This window comes from Campylobacter lari subsp. lari, from assembly GCF_013372185.1.
Taxonomy (GTDB): domain Bacteria; phylum Campylobacterota; class Campylobacteria; order Campylobacterales; family Campylobacteraceae; genus Campylobacter_D; species Campylobacter_D lari.
The window spans coordinates 1,090,721-1,109,248 of record NZ_CP053830.1; the positions used below are offsets into that span (position 1 = coordinate 1,090,721).

At 30.9% G+C, this 18,528-nt stretch carries 18 protein-coding genes; 1 reads left to right on the plus strand and 17 read right to left on the minus strand.

What is annotated here, in order from left to right; all coding sequences use genetic code 11:
• Positions 1-15: 15 nt before the first annotated feature.
• The 17 genes from CLLT_RS05765 to ileS form a co-directional block, all read right to left on the minus strand.
• Positions 16-618, minus strand: a complete 603-nt coding sequence (locus CLLT_RS05765) for a thiamine phosphate synthase (protein WP_074692706.1) — start codon at positions 616-618, stop codon at positions 16-18.
• Positions 608-1,741, minus strand: a complete 1,134-nt coding sequence (thiH, locus tag CLLT_RS05770) for a 2-iminoacetate synthase ThiH (protein ID WP_074692704.1) — start codon at positions 1,739-1,741, stop codon at positions 608-610. Before thiH ends, CLLT_RS05765 begins: the two co-directional genes overlap by 11 nt.
• 1 nt (position 1,742) lies before the next feature.
• Complete coding sequence (locus CLLT_RS05775) at positions 1,743-2,501, minus strand: thiazole synthase (RefSeq protein ID WP_012661853.1); 759 nt, start codon at positions 2,499-2,501, stop codon at positions 1,743-1,745.
• A complete protein-coding gene (thiF, locus tag CLLT_RS05780; protein ID WP_115613995.1) occupies positions 2,501-3,301 on the minus strand; it encodes a thiamine biosynthesis protein ThiF in 801 nt (266 codons plus the stop codon). Before thiF ends, CLLT_RS05775 begins: the two co-directional genes overlap by 1 nt.
• Positions 3,298-3,489, minus strand: coding sequence for a sulfur carrier protein ThiS (gene thiS / locus CLLT_RS05785; protein WP_012661855.1), 192 nt, complete (start codon positions 3,487-3,489; stop codon positions 3,298-3,300). The genes thiF and thiS overlap by 4 nt, the downstream gene beginning before the upstream one ends.
• A 33-nt stretch (positions 3,490-3,522) precedes the next feature.
• Positions 3,523-4,281 (minus strand): hypothetical protein, encoded by a 759-nt coding sequence (locus CLLT_RS05790; RefSeq protein ID WP_012661856.1) that lies wholly within the window; start codon positions 4,279-4,281, stop codon positions 3,523-3,525.
• 134 nt (positions 4,282-4,415) lie between these two features.
• Positions 4,416-5,516: a succinyl-diaminopimelate desuccinylase gene (dapE, locus tag CLLT_RS05795; RefSeq protein ID WP_012661857.1), complete on the minus strand. Its 1,101-nt coding sequence runs from the start codon at positions 5,514-5,516 to the stop codon at positions 4,416-4,418.
• A gap of 3 nt (positions 5,517-5,519) precedes the next feature.
• Positions 5,520-6,113 (minus strand): LysE family transporter, encoded by a 594-nt coding sequence (locus CLLT_RS05800; RefSeq protein ID WP_012661858.1) that lies wholly within the window; start codon positions 6,111-6,113, stop codon positions 5,520-5,522.
• Positions 6,107-6,805: an SIR2 family NAD-dependent protein deacylase gene (locus tag CLLT_RS05805; RefSeq protein WP_074692702.1), complete on the minus strand. Its 699-nt coding sequence runs from the start codon at positions 6,803-6,805 to the stop codon at positions 6,107-6,109. Before CLLT_RS05805 ends, CLLT_RS05800 begins: the two co-directional genes overlap by 7 nt.
• An 8-nt stretch (positions 6,806-6,813) precedes the next feature.
• Entirely contained in the window at positions 6,814-9,009 is a 2,196-nt protein-coding gene (locus tag CLLT_RS05810) for an endonuclease MutS2 (protein ID WP_070256552.1), read from the minus strand.
• Entirely contained in the window at positions 9,009-9,356 is a 348-nt protein-coding gene (locus CLLT_RS05815) for a hypothetical protein (RefSeq protein ID WP_070256550.1), read from the minus strand. Before CLLT_RS05815 ends, CLLT_RS05810 begins: the two co-directional genes overlap by 1 nt.
• Complete coding sequence (gene murC, locus CLLT_RS05820) at positions 9,349-10,641, minus strand: UDP-N-acetylmuramate--L-alanine ligase (RefSeq protein ID WP_070256548.1); 1,293 nt, start codon at positions 10,639-10,641, stop codon at positions 9,349-9,351. Before murC ends, CLLT_RS05815 begins: the two co-directional genes overlap by 8 nt.
• Before the next feature lie 8 nt (positions 10,642-10,649).
• Complete coding sequence (locus CLLT_RS05825; RefSeq protein WP_074692701.1) at positions 10,650-11,441, minus strand: carbon-nitrogen hydrolase family protein; 792 nt, start codon at positions 11,439-11,441, stop codon at positions 10,650-10,652.
• Positions 11,434-11,607 (minus strand): exodeoxyribonuclease VII small subunit, encoded by a 174-nt coding sequence (locus CLLT_RS05830; RefSeq protein WP_041570296.1) that lies wholly within the window; start codon positions 11,605-11,607, stop codon positions 11,434-11,436. The genes CLLT_RS05825 and CLLT_RS05830 overlap by 8 nt, the downstream gene beginning before the upstream one ends.
• Positions 11,607-13,058 carry an IMP dehydrogenase gene (guaB, locus tag CLLT_RS05835; RefSeq protein WP_074692699.1) on the minus strand — a complete coding sequence of 484 codons (1,452 nt, stop codon included), beginning with the start codon at positions 13,056-13,058 and terminating at the stop codon, positions 11,607-11,609. The genes CLLT_RS05830 and guaB overlap by 1 nt, the downstream gene beginning before the upstream one ends.
• Before the next feature lie 10 nt (positions 13,059-13,068).
• Positions 13,069-14,433 (minus strand): Asp-tRNA(Asn)/Glu-tRNA(Gln) amidotransferase subunit GatA, encoded by a 1,365-nt coding sequence (gene gatA, locus CLLT_RS05840; RefSeq protein WP_074692697.1) that lies wholly within the window; start codon positions 14,431-14,433, stop codon positions 13,069-13,071.
• 99 nt (positions 14,434-14,532) lie between these two features.
• Positions 14,533-17,298 carry an isoleucine--tRNA ligase gene (gene ileS, locus CLLT_RS05845; RefSeq protein ID WP_074692696.1) on the minus strand — a complete coding sequence of 922 codons (2,766 nt, stop codon included), beginning with the start codon at positions 17,296-17,298 and terminating at the stop codon, positions 14,533-14,535.
• Between the two features lie 100 nt (positions 17,299-17,398).
• Between ileS and CLLT_RS05850 the strand changes: the two genes are divergently transcribed.
• Positions 17,399-18,490 (plus strand): CinA family protein, encoded by a 1,092-nt coding sequence (locus CLLT_RS05850; RefSeq protein WP_012661867.1) that lies wholly within the window; start codon positions 17,399-17,401, stop codon positions 18,488-18,490.
• Positions 18,491-18,528: the final 38 nt, after the last annotated feature.

Sequence of the window (18,528 nt, forward strand, 5' to 3'; positions counted from 1 at the left end):
TTGGACTAAAAAGATTTACAAATACATCTTGCAACTTAAAATATATTCATTTAAATCGTTATTTTTATACAAAGCTTCTCTTATACATACGCCTGCTAAATTTAATTTTTTTAAGTGATTTATAGTTTGGATATTTATCCCACCTATGGCATAAATGGGTATTTTTGAAACTTTTAACAAATCTTTTAAATTCTTGATGCCTTTTGGAGTTAAATTAGCCTTACAAGAGCTTTCAAATACATGCCCAAAAAAAGCATGATTTACTTTAAGCTCATAAGCTAAATCTAATTCTTCTTTAGAATGAATGGAAGTGCCTAAAAGCTCAAATTTTTTATAGCTTTGTGGGTAATTTTGTAAAATAAATAAAGGAGCATGAAAAAAATGATGATTTAATTTTAAACAAACTTCATAATGATAATGTAAAAAGCAAATTTTTTGAGTTTTATTGAAAATTTTTAATACTTCTTTGGCTAATTTAGCATATTCTAATTCATCTAAATGTTTTTCTCTAAGCACCAAAGCATCAATACTACTTTGGCTTAGTTTTTCAATAAAATTTAAAAAATCTCCTTGAGTATTTTGACTATCACTAATAGCAATGATTTTTTTATCCCACATAAATACTATCGCTCATTACAGCTTGTAAATTTGCATTTTTCAGCATAGTCAAAACCTCATCAACACTACGCATATCACTAATTTGAAACTGATCATCACCTTTTTTATCACCTTGATGCTCACCCACCCCCACACTCACTCCAGCACTCATTTTAGTAGCTCCTAGTTTAATAACTCCGTCTCTAAATCCTGCTCTTTCACGCGTAGAAATCGTAATACTTGCAAAAGGTAAAAACAATCTATAAGCACACAAAACTTGCAAAAGTCTTGTTTCACTTACATCTTTTGGATGAATTTTTTTATTATTGATAATAGGTCTTAGTCTAGGGATAGATAAAGCTATTTCAGCATGAGGGTATTTTTGCTGTAAAAAATACGCGTGTAAAGCCGTAGCAAAAGCATCTTTTCTAAAATCATCCACGCCAAGTAAAGCTCCAAAAGCCACTCCTCTCATACCTGCTTTCAAAGCCCTTTCTTGTGCATAAAAGCGATACTCAAATACACTTTTTTCACCTTCGATATGAATTTTAGAATAAGTTTTTTGATTATAAGTTTCTTGATAAACACTTACATACTCACAACCCTTTTCATGAAGCAATGCATACTCATCTATATTCATAGGATAAACTTCAATCCCCACAACTTTAAAATACTCTTTTGCTATCTCACAAGCTTTAGCAAGGTATTCTACGCTAGCATACTCCCTACCTTCGCCTGTTAGAAGCAAAATTTCTTCTAAACCACTTTTTTTAATCTCTTGCATTTCTTTGTGAATTTCGGCCTCATTTAGCTTAGCTCTTTTAATATTATTTCCTTTTTGAAATCCACAATAAGTACATTTACTATTGCAAAAATTAGAAAGATATAAAGGCGTAAAAAGAGAGATGGAATTTCCAAAGTGTCTTCGAGTAACATAGCTTGATTTTTGTGCCAAATCTTCTATGAAATCTTCTGCTGCACTTGAAAGCAAGGCTTTTAAATCATCTAAGTTAAGATAATCTTTAACTAAAGCTTGCTTTACATCAAAAGCGCTAAATTTACTTTCATCAAATTCTTCAACTTCTTTTAAAGCCTTAGTTAAAATTTCACTTTCAATGCTTTGCATATGAGGATATTTTTGCATTTTAATCTCTTAAAAAACCACTCAAAGGCGAGCTTGCACTTGGCATGCTTTCATTTGCTATGCCTGCTAAATACGCATTATGTCCTGCATCTACAGCCAAAGCAAAAGCCTTTGCCATTTTTGCTACATCTTTAGCTTGAGCTATAGCAGTATTTGCCATCACTGCGCTTACTCCCATTTGCATGGCTTCACAAGCTTGTGCTGGATTTCCTATACCTGCATCTACTATAATAGGTAAACTAATTTCATTAAGTAAAATTTGTATAAATTCTTTAGTTTTTAAGCCTTTATTGCTTCCTATAGGCGCCCCAAGAGGCATTATAGCCCCAGCTCCCGCACTTGCCATAGCACGCGCTGCATATAAATCAGGATACATATAAACCAAAGGTGTAAAACCCTCATTTGCTAAAAGCTCTACTGCTTTTATACTTTCATAATTATCGGGTAATAAATATTTACTATCGCTAATTACTTCAACCTTAATCATATCTCCACAACCAAGCTCTCTTGCAAGTCTTGCTATACGCAATGCCTCATTAGCATTTCTTGCGCCTGAAGTATTTGGCAAAAGCTTGATATGCTTTGGGATAAAATCAAGTATATTTTCTATGCCTTTATCATTGACCCTGCGCAAAGCTAAGGTGATAATCTCAACTTTTGCTTCTTCAATGGCTGATTTTATAAGCTCAAAAGAAAATTTCCCAGAACCTAAAATAAACCTAGAATTAAACTCATATTTTCCTATTTTTAATTTTTCCATTACTCACTCGCTAAAAGTTCTAAAACTAAATTTGCTTGATGTCCTGCGCAAATATTTACACGCGGAGCCATAAGTCCATTACCTACTTTTGCCTCGTTTTTTAAATCACCACAAACATAAAAGTTTTTTGCAATTTTTTTTGTTTGTATGCTGTTGCTATCGCCATATCCTGCTAAACCAGAAGCGCAAATTAATGTTTTTTGAGGATAGTGTTGGTGAAAATTTTGCGCTAAAAGAGCTTTATATTTTGCATTATCAAAAGCTTCGCAAACTATATCATCATTAGTAAAAAGATTAGTTATATTTTCTTTTTCTATTTTTAAAACTTGCGCAAATACCTCTATAAAAGGATTAATTTTAGCAATTTGATCTTTTAAAGCTTCAGCCTTAAATTTACCCAAATCTTCCACCATATAAGCTTGGCGGTTAAGATTGCTTGGCTCCACCACATCAAAATCAATCAAATGAAGCCTACCAACTCCACTTCTTGCTAAATTTATAGCTATATGCGAGCCAAGCCCACCAAGCCCACACACTGCCACACTTGCCTTTTTAAGTTTATCATGAAGCTTTGGAGTATGTCTTGCCCTCATCATCGCATCAAGAGCTTCATATGGTGGTAAAGTATTTTTTTCTATACAAAAAAGCTCATCATTTTCTTTTAGTTCCAAATTATCTTTTGTTGCAAAACCATTGACTATCCATACATCATTTTCATTTTTACTCACACTTTGAAAAAAATCCAAAGTATTTTTAAAATGCGTATCTATCACACTTCCATTAAATTTAATTTTCATCAACCACCACCTACAAAAGTAACAATCTCTACTTTATCATTTTCTTTTAAGATTAAATCTTCAAATTGATCCCTTGGGATAATTTCTCCGTTTAATTCTAGGGCAATAAATTTTATTTTTAATTGTTTTTCTCGAACATAGTCCATGAATTTAAGCTCTTTTAACTCAAGCTTTTGTCCATTGATAATCATTTAAAAACCTTTATTTATTTTACTTAAAAATACTTACTCGCTTGCACTATTATAATTAAATCTTAAAACAATAGCTTCTTTTATCTCTCCAATATCAATAGCATTTTCTAAATTATAACCAAGTCTCAAAAGTAAAATTTCCAAATCTTTTTTAAATTTTATTTTTGTAGGTTTATTATGGTAGGTTTCGTTTCTAGCTTTTCTTATTTGACTTAGTTTTGTCTTAAGATGTTCTTTAGTGCCAAAACTTGGTAAGACTTGATTTTTATATATTTTTTTATCTTTAAATATATAAGCAAATTCACTCCAATGTTCTATCAATATTTCTTCTAAATCAATCAGACAAAAATCATCAAAAATTTGCCAAGTACTATTATATTCATCTATTTTTTGACATCTCTTTTTAACTTTTTTTAAAAGATTTTTTAAAGCGGGATTAGAAACTTCTTCACTAGACTTAAACCAATCATCATCTAATTTATTATACAAATTTGCTATTTTTACTGCTAAAGTACTTCTTAGAGCATTTTCATAACATTGTAAAAGTAAAAAATTTGCTTGATGGTTTTTGCATCTTTTAGAATAAATTTTCATAATTAGCTCAAACAAATCTTCGCATTTTTGATTTTTTTCTAAAATCTTTTGTGCTTCTTTGCAAGCTCCCCACAAATATCCAAAATGCAAAACACTGATCCCTTTTATCATTCTAAATTTAAAATCACATTTTAATTTAAAACTGATAAATAGCTTTTCTATTTTTTCATAGCTACTTACATCAAGCTCAAAAGACATTTTATTTCCTATTAATTCCATTTTAAAAAATTAATGATATAATTTTAGAAGTTTAGAGGGCTAACTTGCCGGTAGCTGCAAGGTACTCTTAAATGAGAGGCTACTCTAAATTCCTATTACATCTATGTTTTATCCTAGTTAAAATTCTCTAATAAATCTTTAAAAACTAAATACAATTTTTCAAGCTCTTCTATACTCACTCTTTCATCAATGGCATGAATTCTATCATTACACACGCCAAATTCTACTACCTTCACACCAAACTCAGCAAAATATCTCGCATCGCTAGTGCCACCTTTGGTATTAAGCTCTGGCACTACTTGGGTGATTTTTTGTACGCTCTCGTTTAACTTTTGTACGATTTTAGAATCACTTTGTGTTAAAAAAGGCTTTGAGCTTTGATTTATGCTTAATTCATAATCAAGCCCTTCACAAGTCTTTTCTACATAAGCTTTTACATCTTCTAAACTAGTTTGTGGAGAATTTCTCACATTAAACATCAATTTTAAATCATTTGGGGTTACATTGCACACTTCCATACCACCGCGTATATCAGTAATAACAATTTTAGATGGTGCAAAAGCCTCATCACCTGGATCAAGATCAAATCCTGCTAAAAATTTCAAAGCCGAAGCAAAATTATGCACAGGATTAATGCATTTTTGCGGGTATGCCACATGACCTTGCTTACCTTTTATAAGTAATTTTGCATTGATAGAGCCACGACGCCCTACTTTAATGCTATCTCCAAATTTTTTATCACAAGTTGGCTCAGCAACCACAGCAAAATCAGGCAATATATCTTTTTCTTTCATAAATTTAAGCACTTCTAATGTGCCAAATTTAGCCTCACCTTCTTCATCACTTGTTAAAATCAGTGAAATTCTTCCTTTAAAATTTTCTACTTCTTTAACCGCACACATAAAAGCAGCCACACCACTTTTCATATCTTGTGCGCCTCTTGCGTAGATAAACCCATCTTTATCTAAAGGCTCAAAAGGATCATTGCTCCAACCCTCTCCCGCAGGCACCACATCCACATGCCCACCAAAAGCCAAATGTTCCCCATCATCACTAAATTTTTTAGTAAGCAAAAGATTTTTCACACCTTCTTTTTCTATAAAAAACGCCTCAAACTCGCTAAGTTCCACTGCGATATAATTTAATGCCCCATCATCATCTGGTGTTATTGATTTAAACTTACATAATTCTTTAAAAATTTCAACTACTTGCATGTTTTATCCTATAAAAGCTTTATACAGCATAGAAAGAGCAAAATACTCTAAAATAAATGCTGAAAAAAGGTTGATGTAAAATATATGTTTATCTTTCACAAGGGCTTTAAATTTAGACACAAAAAACGATAAAGTAAAAATCCAAAACACAATAAAACCCACCAAACCAAAAAGTAAAGCAAAAGAGTTTTTACTCTGCATGCTAAGCCCTGCTACACTCACCCAAAATCCTATAACATAAGGATTTGTAACATTTAAGAAAAATCCTTTACTAAAACCTTTTAAAGGATGAGTTTTATTTACCTTGTTAAGATCGACTTTTCTTGTTTTTCTTAGCATTAAAAACACCATAAAACTCAAAAAGAAAAAGCCAAAAACTGCTAGTATTTTATAAAAAAATTCATTATTTGCAAAACTTAAAAGCCCAAGATTAATCAAAATCAAAAAAAGTATATCAGCGCTTAATGCCCCAAGTCCTATAAAAAAAGCATTTTTAAAAGAAGATAAAGCAGTGTTTAAGATCAAAATATTCACAGGACCAAAAGGTACAGCAACCCCCATACCTAAAATAATACCTTGTAAAATTACTTCTAACATTTTTCTTCCAAAAATTTTTCTATATCAATTTTTATTTTATCAATAGCACTTATTACATCTTCTATATAAACTTTAGTAAAATTACTTTCTAAATATTTATCCTCATCAAAATTGTTTAATATACTTTCTTTACATACTCTTGCATATTCTCCCACAGGCAAAACCTGCCCGCTTGTTCCTATGCATACAAACAAATCACAATTTTGTAATTTCTCATATAAAATTTTATAATTTGGCGCCATTTCTTCAAACATAACGATATTATGTCTTACATTTTTACTTTGACATTTTGGACAAATTTTATCATCACTACTATCATAAGCTATATTAAAAATATTTTCACACTCTAAACATCTAAGTTCAGGTAAAAAGCCATGCAAATGCACCACATCTTCACATCCTGCGCGCTCTAATAAATCATCTACATTTTGAGTTAAAATGCTAATTTGTTTTGGAAATTTTTGTTTTAATAAAGCGATGATTTTATGTGCGTGATTTGGTTTAACACTAGCTAATTCTTTTCTTCTTTTATTATAAAATTCTAAAACTTTTTTAGGATTTTTTCTAAAACCAGTTGCAGAGCAAACTTCCATCACATCATGTTCTTCCCAAAGCCCACCACTAGCTCTAAAAGTTTTTATACCACTTGGCGCACTAAGCCCTGCTCCACTTAAAATCATCACTTGCTTCATTTTTTTCCTTAAAGTTTTACAATCTTAGCTCCAAATCCACCTTGATTATAAGGAGCATCATTAAAGCTTTTTACACTTTTGTGAGCTTTTAAAAATTCTTTCACCGCAAAAGCAAGCTTTCCTGTGCCTATACCATGATAAACTTTAACCTCATCAAAACCAGCTATTAGAGCATCTGATATAAATTTATCAAGTCTATCAAGTGCTTCATCACTTCTTAAACCATGCAAATCCAAAGTCATACTTAAAGTATTTGGCCTTGTAATGCTTATGCTTGATTTTGTTTTTTGGGTATGTGTGTGATTGGTTTTTTTAAGCAATTTTAATGGCACACGCAAGCTAAGTCCATCGCTTTGAATCATCGCATCATTTTTTGAAATAGCAGTGATTTTGCCTTTGATTTTTTCATATTTTACAAAATCCCCCACTCTAAGCTCATCATTTTGCTTCATACTTGGTAAAACAATGCTTTTTTTAAGCTCATTGGCTTTATTTAAACTTCTTTGTTTTTCTTTAATATCTTTTAAATTTATAGTTTTTTTAGCCTCTTCTATGGCTTTGTGATATTTAAATTCCAAATTAGAAATGATTGTTTTAAATTCTTGTTCATTTTTTTCTTTTTGATCTTTAAGTGAAAGTAAAATTTCATCTACCTTTGCTTCTTTTTTTTCAAGCTCTTCATTTTTTTTGCGTAAAGAAAGCTCAAGATTGATATTTTTACTTACCATTTCTTCTAAATTTTCTTTATCTTCTCCATAAATTTTTTTGGCATTTTGCACTAAATTTGCACTTATGCCATATCTTAAAGCCGTTTCAAAAGCATAAGATTTACCTATGGTTCCTTTTAAAAATTCATATTTTGGACAAGATAATTCTTCATCATACAAAGCAGCGATGAGTTCTACTTGTGAATTTTTAGCCAAAAGCATAGCAAGTCGTTTGTGGTGAGTTGTGATGATGATTTTATTATCTTGTTCTAAAAGTTTTATGATTAATTCATTATATAAACACGCAGCTTCTTCAAAATCTGTCCCAAGCTCTATCTCATCTATACCCAACAATAAATGTTTTTTACCTAAAAGTTTAGAAAAATGCAACATTCTTCCTGCAAAAGTAGAAATATCATTTTTTACATTTTGCGGATCTTCTAAAATCACATCAAATTCTTTAAAATGCCCGATTTGACTTTTTTGTGCGTTAATTTTCATAGGAAGTAAGTATTTGGCAAGTAAAGCAGCGCTTAAAATTCCTTTTAAAAGCATAGATTTTCCACCTGCATTAACCCCTGTGATGATCAAAACTTTTTTGTTAAATTCTATATTTACACTTTTTGCATTTTTTAATGCAGGATGAGCAAAATCATATAAATTTAAATTATTAGAATTATCTGTTAAAATAAACTCATAATCATGCTTTTTAGCCATCAAAACCCTAGTACTATAATGATCAAACAAATCAAAAGCATTGTTTATAAATTTTAAAAACATCAAATTTTTACTAAAAATCAAACTAATTTTTTTAGCATATTCATAAAAAATTTCTTCTTTGGCATCTTTAATCTCATCAATTTGACTTTGAATTTTTTCCACACTCAAAGGCACCACATAAAATCCACCGCCACTGCTTCTACCTATGATTTTTGCTTTTAAAGCATGGTTAAAACCACCTCTTAAAAGCAAAGCTTCCATGCCATTTATAAGATGAATTTGCGTATCTATTAAATATGGACTAAGATTTTTTGTATAAGTTAGTTTTTTAAACTCAGCTATTAAACTTTCTTTTTTCATTTTTAATGCTAAGTTTAAATTCACAAGTCTTTCATCTATGCTTTCTTTTATCTCGCCCTTTTCATCAAAATATTCAAAAAGTTCTAAAATAGCTTGTGGAATTTCTATTTTCAAAAGCCATTCTTTTAAGCTTTCTTCAAATTTTAAGCTCTTTAAATACTTAAAATACATACAAATTTTAATAAATTCAAAACTTTGCTCTAAGTGTAAAATCCCTTGTTTGTTAAGGTGCATTAAGCTAGAGTTTAAATCTTTTATCACAGGAGGTGGGTTAAATTCTATCAAAGAAAGTTCATTAAGTCTTTTAAAATGAAGTTTGCTATCACCTTGTAAAAATATCTCTTTATCTCTAGCAAACAATTCTTTAAATTCTGTCACATAAACATCAAGATCTAATTTTTTTAAAAAATTTTGCATTATTTTGCCATTTTACATTCTTTAATATCAAAAACAAAAGCTTTAAAATTTTTATTTTTGCCATTTGAAATAAAACTTTGAGTTCCATATTCAAAGTTAAAAAATTCTTTACTCACATTAATATCTTTGCAAATTAAAATTTGCCCTTGTAAAAATGCATTAAGCATATCATTTTTCAAAGCATTATCTTTCATGCTGCTTAATTCAAATTTAACAATAAAAACTATAGCTAAAATTACAACTAAAATAAAAAGATAATTGCTAGCTTTTCCTATTATCTTACGCAAAAATGCGAAAAAAAGTATCAATGCAAAAAAAGCTAAAATGTATAAAAAAAATTTAAACATATATTCCTCGAAGTTTTGCGCTAATATCCCCTGCACCAAAACCAATCACCAAACCATCATTTATCAAAATATCATCAAGATAAATAGCATTTTGCTCTCGCTTAATATCTTGTATAAATTTAGCTTTTGGAAAATATTTTTGCATGTTTATATCTATCTTTGCTTCCCCTGCTGCATATACAGGTAAAATATATAAATCATCAACGCAAGAAAATACCTTAGCAAAATACTCTATATTTGCACTCAAGCGCGTATAACGATGTGGCTCAAAAATCGCTGTGATTTTTTTATATCCAGCTAATTTTGCATACTCACTAGCTGCTTTTAATGTGGTTTTAATTTCTGTTGGATGATGACCATAATCATCAATTAAAGCCATATTTTCATTAGCAAATAAAATATCAAATCTTTTTTTAATACCTTGATAGTTTTGTAAATTTGCTCTAATTTGTTCTATATTTAAAAATTCACTAGCAGCCAAAATAGCCAAAGATGCATCAAGTGCTACATGCTCTCCCATACCACAAACACTAAATTTTCCATAATTTTTTAATTCAAAATTTATCTTTGGTTTGAAATTTTCTACACTCATGCAAATATTTTTTATATCTTTATCAGGATAAAGCTTTTTGGCATTATTTAAATTTAAACTTGCCAAAAATTCATCTTGAGTATTGATTACTTGAATTTTAGATAAATTTAAAAAATCCTCATAAGCTTTGTGTAATTTTGCAAGATCGTTTCCATAATGATCTAAATGCTCAGCTTCAACATTAGTAACTATAGCTAAATAAGGATTTGAATTTAAAAAAGAACTATCACTCTCATCAGCTTCAAAGATAAGATTTTCACTTTCTTTATAAAGCATATTAGTTCCACTTTCTTTTAAAACCGCACCAATGATAACAGAAGCTTCTATCAAACTTGCTAAAATGCTTGAAGTGGTGCTTTTTCCATGAGCTCCTGCAACTGCAAAAACTCTTTTATCTTTTAAAATCATAGGCAAGGCTTCTTTTCTTGAAAGAGTAGAAATGTTTTGTTCTTTTGCGCTTAATAATTCTTCGTTATCTTCTTTAATAGCTGCTGAATACACCACTAAATCCACATTTTTAACATTATCTTTATGATGTGGAATTTTTATGTTGATTCCTTCTTTTTCTAATTCTTTTGTGATTTTGCTTTCTTTTATATCAGAACCGCTAATTTCATAGCCTTGTTCTTTTAAAAATCTAGCCAAAGCTGAAATTCCTATACCACCTATACCTATAAAATGAATTTTTTTCAAATTTTTCCTTAGTTAATTTCTTTATCTTTAATTATCTTTTCAAAGCCCCATAAATTTCTAGCTTCATTTGCTTTAGATACCTCTACTACAAGCATTTCTTCTTGATCGCCAAGTTGTTCTTGCACTTCTCCAAAAGCGTCTATAAAAAAGCTATCTCCATAAAATTTCCACTCATTTTCTTGTTTTAAATTTCCTATGCGATTTACTCTTAAAATATTAGTAGAATTTAAAAAAGCTCTTGTTTTTAGTAATTCTAACCATCTTTGATTACTATCAAAAGTGCTAGCTGTAGGAATGATGACTAAATCTATCTTTTTTTTCATGATCATTTGCCAAAAGATATCAAAATGCGCTTCAAAACCAAAAAGCAAAGCACATTTTAAGCCCTCATGCGTAAAAGTAAAAAGTTTAAGCTTATCAGTTTTTTTATTGTTAAAAAATTTTTCTTCATTCCAATGTGCATAAGGCATTAGAATTTGTTGCTCGTAATTTTTAATGCCTTGAGGATTTACCTTAATGCATATTTTTTTAAAACCATCATTTTCAGCACTTATTAAAGGCGCTATAATGGTTAAATCATATTTTTTAGAAAGCTTGATCAAACTTTCTTTTTTACTCTCACTTTGTTCTTTTATCATGCTTTTTGGCATGGTTTTTAATTCACTAAAAAAACTATTTAAAACATACTCACCCAAAACCACCAAATTCGCACCACTTTCCTTAGCTGCTTTTAGATAATAATCAAGCCTTGATTCACTTAAAGCTAAAGTGGGAAATTGCAAAGCTACAATGCTACTCATCAATTTGCTCTATTTCTAATTTAGCTTTTTCTAAAAGCTCTCTTGCTGCTTGGATATTCTTTAAACCATCTTTATAAATTTCCACGCAAGTTTGAAGTTTTAAATCTTTATCGTTTAATTTTTCCAAAGATTCCTCAGCTTGTTTTACATAATCTTCAAATTCCATTAATTACTCACTTTATAATTTGGAGCTTCAGCAGTTATAGTAACATCATGTACATGACTTTCTTTTAAACCAGCTGCGGTAATTTCTACAAATTCAGCCCTTTCTTGAAAATCTTTTATACTAGGAGCACCCACATAACCCATAGAAGATCTAAGTCCGCCTAGTAATTGATGTACTACATTTTTTATACTTCCTACATAAGGCACCCTACCTTCAATGCCCTCAGGCACTAATTTATCTTGGGCAGTGCCTTCTTGAAAATATCTATCAGAACTTCCTTTTTGCATAGCACCCAAGCTTCCCATGCCACGATAAGATTTATATTGTCTTCCTTGATAGGTAAAAAGTTCCCCTGGGCTTTCATCAGTTCCTGCTAGAAGCGATCCTATCATCACACTGCTTGCACCTGCTGCGATAGCTTTTGCAATATCGCCTGAATATTTTATACCACCATCAGCGATAACTGGCACGCCGTATTTACTTGCTTCTATAGCACATTCATCTATGGCTGAAATTTGAGGCACACCTACACCTGAAACAATGCGTGTAGTGCAAATACTACCTGGCCCTATGCCTATTTTAATAGCATCAGCTCCTGCTTCACATAAATCTTTTACAGCCTTAGCACTTGCAACATTTCCTACTATAACATCAACACTAAATTCAGCCTTAATAGCTTTTAATGTATCAATAATCCCTTTAGAATGCCCATGCGCACTATCCATCACTATAACATCTACTTCAGCATCTACCAAAGCTCTTACACGATCAAGCTGTCCTACACCAACTGCTGCAGCCACTCTTAATCTTCCATAAGAATCTTTATTTGAATTTGGATATTCTTTGCGTTTTTTAAGATCTTTTATGGTGATTAAACCCTCTAAATGATTATTTTCATCAACAATTGGAAGCTTTTCGACTTTATTAGTAGAAAAAATTCTTTCAGCATCATCTAAAGTAGAGCCTTTTTTAGCTGTAATTAAAGGCATTTTTGTCATTACATTTTCAACTAAATTATCAAAATTTGTTTCAAATCTTAAATCACGATTGGTTAAAATTCCTATTAGAGTTTTATTCTCATCTACTACAGGAACGCCTGAAATTCTATATTCTGCCATGAGTTCTAATGCTTCTTTTACACTTGCTTTAGCCCCTATATAAATAGGATCAATGATCACCCCACTTTCACTTTTTTTAACTCTTTTTATCTCTCTAACTTGTGAGGCTATATCCATATTTTTATGGATAACTCCTATACCACCAAGCCTTGCCATCATGATAGCAGCTCTGTGTTCAGTTACTGTATCCATAGCAGCTGAAATTAAAGGCATGTTTAAAGTAATATTTTTAGTAAGTTTTGTTTTTATATCTACTTCTTTAGGTAAAACCTCAGAATATTGAGGAACTAGCAAAACATCCTCAAAAGTCAAAGCGCGTTTGATGATTTTCATAATTTTTCCTTTATTTGTTTTTGATAATTTCTTCCAAGCTCAAAGCACCATCTAATAAAGTTTGCTCATCATAAGCTTTACATATAAGCTGAGCAGAAATATTAAGCCCATTTTCGTTTTTTCCTACTGGCACGCTAATACCGCCAAGTCCTGCTAAATTCACTGAAATAGTAAATACATCTTCTAAATACATTTGAATAGGAGTTTTAACATCATTAAGCCCAAAAGCAACACTTGGAGCAACTGGCATAAAAATCAAATCACAATCATTTAAAATCTCTTCATATTTTTGTTTAATAAATCTTCTAGCCTTTTGTGCTTTAATGTAATATGCATCATAATAGCCACTACTTAAAACAAAGGTTCCTAATAAAATTCTTCTTTTTACTTCTTCTCCAAAACCTTCACTTCTGCTATTTATATACATTTGGCTAAGATTGTCACATTTTTCGCTTCTTCTACCATATCTTACACCATCATAACGGCTTAAATTTGCGCTTGCTTCAGCTGCTGCTATGATATAATAAGCTGCAACATCAAATGTAGAATCCATCAAATCTTTATAAACAATCTCATACCCATTTGCTTTTAACATATCTATGGTTTTTAATAAAGCTTGTTTTACATCATCATTAGTCTGATCTATATAATTTTTAATTACAGCTATTTTTAGCTTTTTATTTGCATTTAGTTTTGGCGCAGTTGGCTCAAAAGCTATGTTTGCACTTGTGCTATCTTTTTCATCATATCCAGCTATAACATCATATAAAATAGCCGCGTCTTTAACATTTTGCGTTAAAACCCCTATTTGATCAAGGCTTGAAGAATATGCAGCCAAACCATATCTACTAACTCTTCCATAACTTGGCTTAAACCCAACACATCCACAAAAAGCAGCAGGTTGTCTAACTGAACCACCAGTATCAGAACCCAAACTTGCAATCGCCAAACCACTAGCAACAGCTGCTGCACTTCCCCCGCTACTTCCACCTGGAACTTTTGTGTTATCATGTGGATTTAAGGTTTTACCATAAAATGAAGTCGCACTAGTGCTTCCCATGGCAAATTCATCCATATTACATCTTCCAAAAGGAGAAAGGTTGTTTTTGCGTAAATTGGTTATAACGCTTGCATCATATGGAGCTACATAACCTTGCAAAATCTTAGAAGCACAAGTTAATTCCCAATCTTTTACACTAATATTATCTTTTATAGCAACAGGCACTCCATCGCCACTTTCACTTAGATCTTTATCTAAAAATTGCTCAACATAAGCACCAAGATGTTTTTGCTCTTTTGCTTTTTGATTTAATTCTTTTTTTAAATTTATTATCTCTTCTTTTGAAAATTTCAAAGCTTCTTCTAAAGTTACCATTATTTATCCTTTAATTTTCTAACCACATAAAGTAAAGTCAAACCTACAACCAAAAAACATGCTAAGGTTATTATTATCACACTAGTAGGTAATTCTTGCTCAAACATTTTTTGCTTTTTCAACCCCATTACATCTTGGACACAAACATCCATCTTCTTTTGCTAAAAATTTCCAACATCTTGGACATTTGTTTAAAGAAGATTTTACGATTTTAAAGCCAATATTATCTATCTTAAATTCAGCCAAAGCTTTTTGCTCATCTATGCTTTCTACAACACTTACCATAAACCAATCAGCTATTTCTTCTAAATCTTCACTTAAAAGCTCATTTGCACTAGTTTGTAAAGATAGCTCTAAGGTAGATTTTATAATTTTATCTTTTTTTAATCCATCAATAATTTCAAAAAATTTCTCTCTTGATTTGATAAACAATTCATCTTCGATTTTATACTCATACTCAAAGCCTTGTTTATTTAGCAAGTCAAACACATCTTTGGCATTTTCTTTTATAGCTACATTTGCATGCTCTAAGGCTTCATCTATAGTATAAGTCAAACTTGGAGCCAAAAGTGCAAAAAGCTTTCTAGCAATTAACACCATTGCACTTTGTGCGCTTACTCTTTTGCTATCATCTTTTGCATTACAATACAATCTATCCTTACAAATATCAAGATAAATTCCACTTAAATCAGCACTTAAAAAATTTAAAAGCACGCTAAAGCCTTTTGAAAATTCGTATTTTTCAAAAGCATTTTCACAAATTTCAAAAGCCATTTTAGCACGCATTAAGATCCACTTGTCTAAAAGTGTGAAATTTTTAGTTTCTACAAATTCTATATCATTGGTATTTGCAAGTAAAAATCTTATGGTATTTCTTATCTTTCTATACTGCTCGCTTACTTGTTTTAAGATATTATCTGAAATTTTTAAATCCGTTGAATAATCACTAAGCATTATCCAAAGTCTTAAAATTTCTACCCCATAATTTTTAGCAACATTTTGAGGCAAGATCACATTGCCTTTTGATTTACTCATTTTTTGACCCTTTTCATCAACGGTAAATCCATGAGTAAGTATGTTTTTATATGGGGTTTTGTGATTGATTGCTGTAGAAATTAAAAGCGAGCTTTGAAACCATCCGCGGTGCTGATCACTTCCTTCAAGATACATAGAAGCTTGATACTCCCCTGCGTCATATCTTTTTGAATTTAGCACCGCTTCCCAAGTGCTTCCACTATCAAACCAAACATCTAAGATATCATAAACTTTTTCTAAATTATTTGGGTCATATTTGCTATTTGGCGGCAATAAATCTTTTATTTCTAAATCCCACCAAGCATCAGCTCCATTTGCTTCAAAAATTTCCACCAAATGATCTAAAACATCATCATCAAAAACCACCTCTTGTGATTTTTTATCTCTAAAAAATGCTATAGGCACACCCCAATCTCTTTGTCTTGATATACACCAATCAGGGCGATTTTCTATCATAGAACTAAGTCTTTTTACCCCACTTTCTGGGTAAAATTTCACGCTATTTAGTTGCTCTAACGCTAGCTCTCTTAAAGATTTTCCATCTAATTTTTTCTCATCCATTAAGATAAACCATTGCTTTGTAGCTCTATAAATAACAGGTTTATGAGTTCTCCAACAAAATGGATAAGAATGTGTAAATTTAGAACTTTCAAGCAAATTTTTTCCAAGTAATTCTAAAATTCGCTCATTTGCTTTAAAAATATGAAGTCCTATAAATTCATTTAGCAAATGCTCAGGCAAAAGTCCTTTAGCTCTTAGCGTTTCATCATAACACCCACCATCATCCACAGGCATAATCACTTCGATATTATATTTCAAACACACATAATAATCATCTTCCCCATGCCCAGGTGCAGTATGCACAAGCCCTGTTCCACCATCCATTAATACATGCTCGCCTAAAATAAGAGTGGATTTTCTTTGATTTAGCGGATTAATAGCACTTAAATTTTCAAACTCAGAGCCTAAAAGCTCTTTTTGAATTTCACCTTGAGTGAAATTTTTATTGATCATATTTTCAAGTAAAGCCTTAGCAAAGATATAACCTTCTTTAGTGATGATATATTTTTCATTTGGATTTAAAGATATAGCTTGATTTGCCGGTAAAGTCCAAGGCGTAGTAGTCCAAATAACAGCTTTTGCATTTTCAACGCCAAGTTTTTTACAAGATGCCTCATCTAAATTAAAAGCTACATATATAGAATAATCTTCTTTTTCTTCATACTCTACTTCAGCTTCTGCTAATGCACTTTTAGCAGCCCAGCTCCAAAAAACAGGTTTACTTCTTTCAAGCAAAAGTCCTTTTTTAGCGATTTTACATAAAGCTTTGTAAATATCTGCTTCAAAAGCATTTTTCATAGTCAAGTATGGCTCATCCCAATCAGCAATCACACCTAAGGATTTAAATTCATCTCTTTGGATATTTACAAATTCTCTTGCATGCTCTCTACAAAGCTCGCGAATTTGCTTTTTGCTTAAATTTTGTTTTTTATCTTTTAATTTTACTTCAACTTGCTGTTCTATTGGCAAACCATGACAATCCCAACCTGGAGTAAAACGCACTTTTTTACCTTGAAAATAATGCATTTTTATGATGATATCTTTTAAAATTTTATTTAAAGCATGGCCAATATGCAAATGCCCATTAGCATAAGGAGGGCCATCATGCAGAGTAAAACTCTCACTTACTCCTTGTCTTTTTTGTTTCATTTTCTCATAAGCATAGTTATTTTCAAACCATTTATCAAAACGCTTAGGCTCAAGCTCTGCTAAATTTGCACGCATTGCAAAAGTCGTATTTGGAAGCAATAGCGTATCTTTATAATCCATATAATCCACCTTGAAAAATTTAAAAATAGTAAATTCTACTTAAAATACTTTTAATTTGCACTTATTTTTTTGTTATAATCGCAATAAAAAAAGGAAAATCATGAAACATCTTATCATCATTATAGGTAGTGAAATCATCATTAATGAAAATTATATGCATTATATACAAGAAGAATACAAAAAGCAGTTTTTAGAACTTCATGAGATCAAATTTATAAACAAACCTGATAAAGAACTTCCTTTTTTACTTGAAAAACTTTCTAAAGAATATGATTATATAACCATTTTTAGCATTAGCGAATACTATGCGACCATAGCTAAAATCATAGCAACCTTAAATGATGATGTTTTAATCTTAGAAAATGATACTCTAGTACCTTCAAAAGCTTTGCGTGATAAAAATTCCTTTTTAAGCTCTTTTGAGCAATGCCATATTAATTTATTAAACATAAACATAGAACAAAAATTACCTTCGATTTTGCAAAACCCTGAACTTGATTATGCTTATTTTTGTCTTTTAGATATCGATGAAATGAGTGCAAATATCCTACTTAGTACACTTACTGCGTCTTTTGAAATTCAAACTAGCTCAAGTGCATTATTAGATAATCTCATTTGCATTAGAGCAAGCGCTAGTCAGTATGGAAAGCTGGAAGGCTTTTTAAAGGGAGTTTTTAAACTTTTTACAGGCAAAGTATTTTTAGGAAATGATCCTATTAAATTTATAGCCAAAAAACTTTTAGAAAAAAACTTAAAAATTTCCTTTGCAGAAAGCTGTACAGCTGGACTTTGCGCCTCAAAATTTGCTGAAAATTCAGGAATTTCTAGTGTATTTGAGGGTTCTTTGATTACTTATTCTAATCGTTTGAAAAATTCATGGCTTGGGGTGAGCAATGATACTTTAGAGAGTGTTGGAGAATATTCTGATCGTTGTATATATTTTATGCTAAAGGGTGTGTTTAAAACCACAAATTGTGATTTTGCCTTAGCACTTAGCGGGGTAGCTGGAGAAGAAAATGATAAAAACACCAAAGCAGGCACCATCTATATAGGAGCTATGTATAAAGATGGAACCTTTTTACAAGAATGTATTCACATACAAGGCAATAGAAATTACACAAGAGAGCAAGCTAGTTTGGCAGCATATTGTTTAATGCTTAAATTAAAACCTGAAATTTTCTTTGGTGTTTAAATGAACCTTGTGCGCTAAAATTCGTACATTTTTAAAAA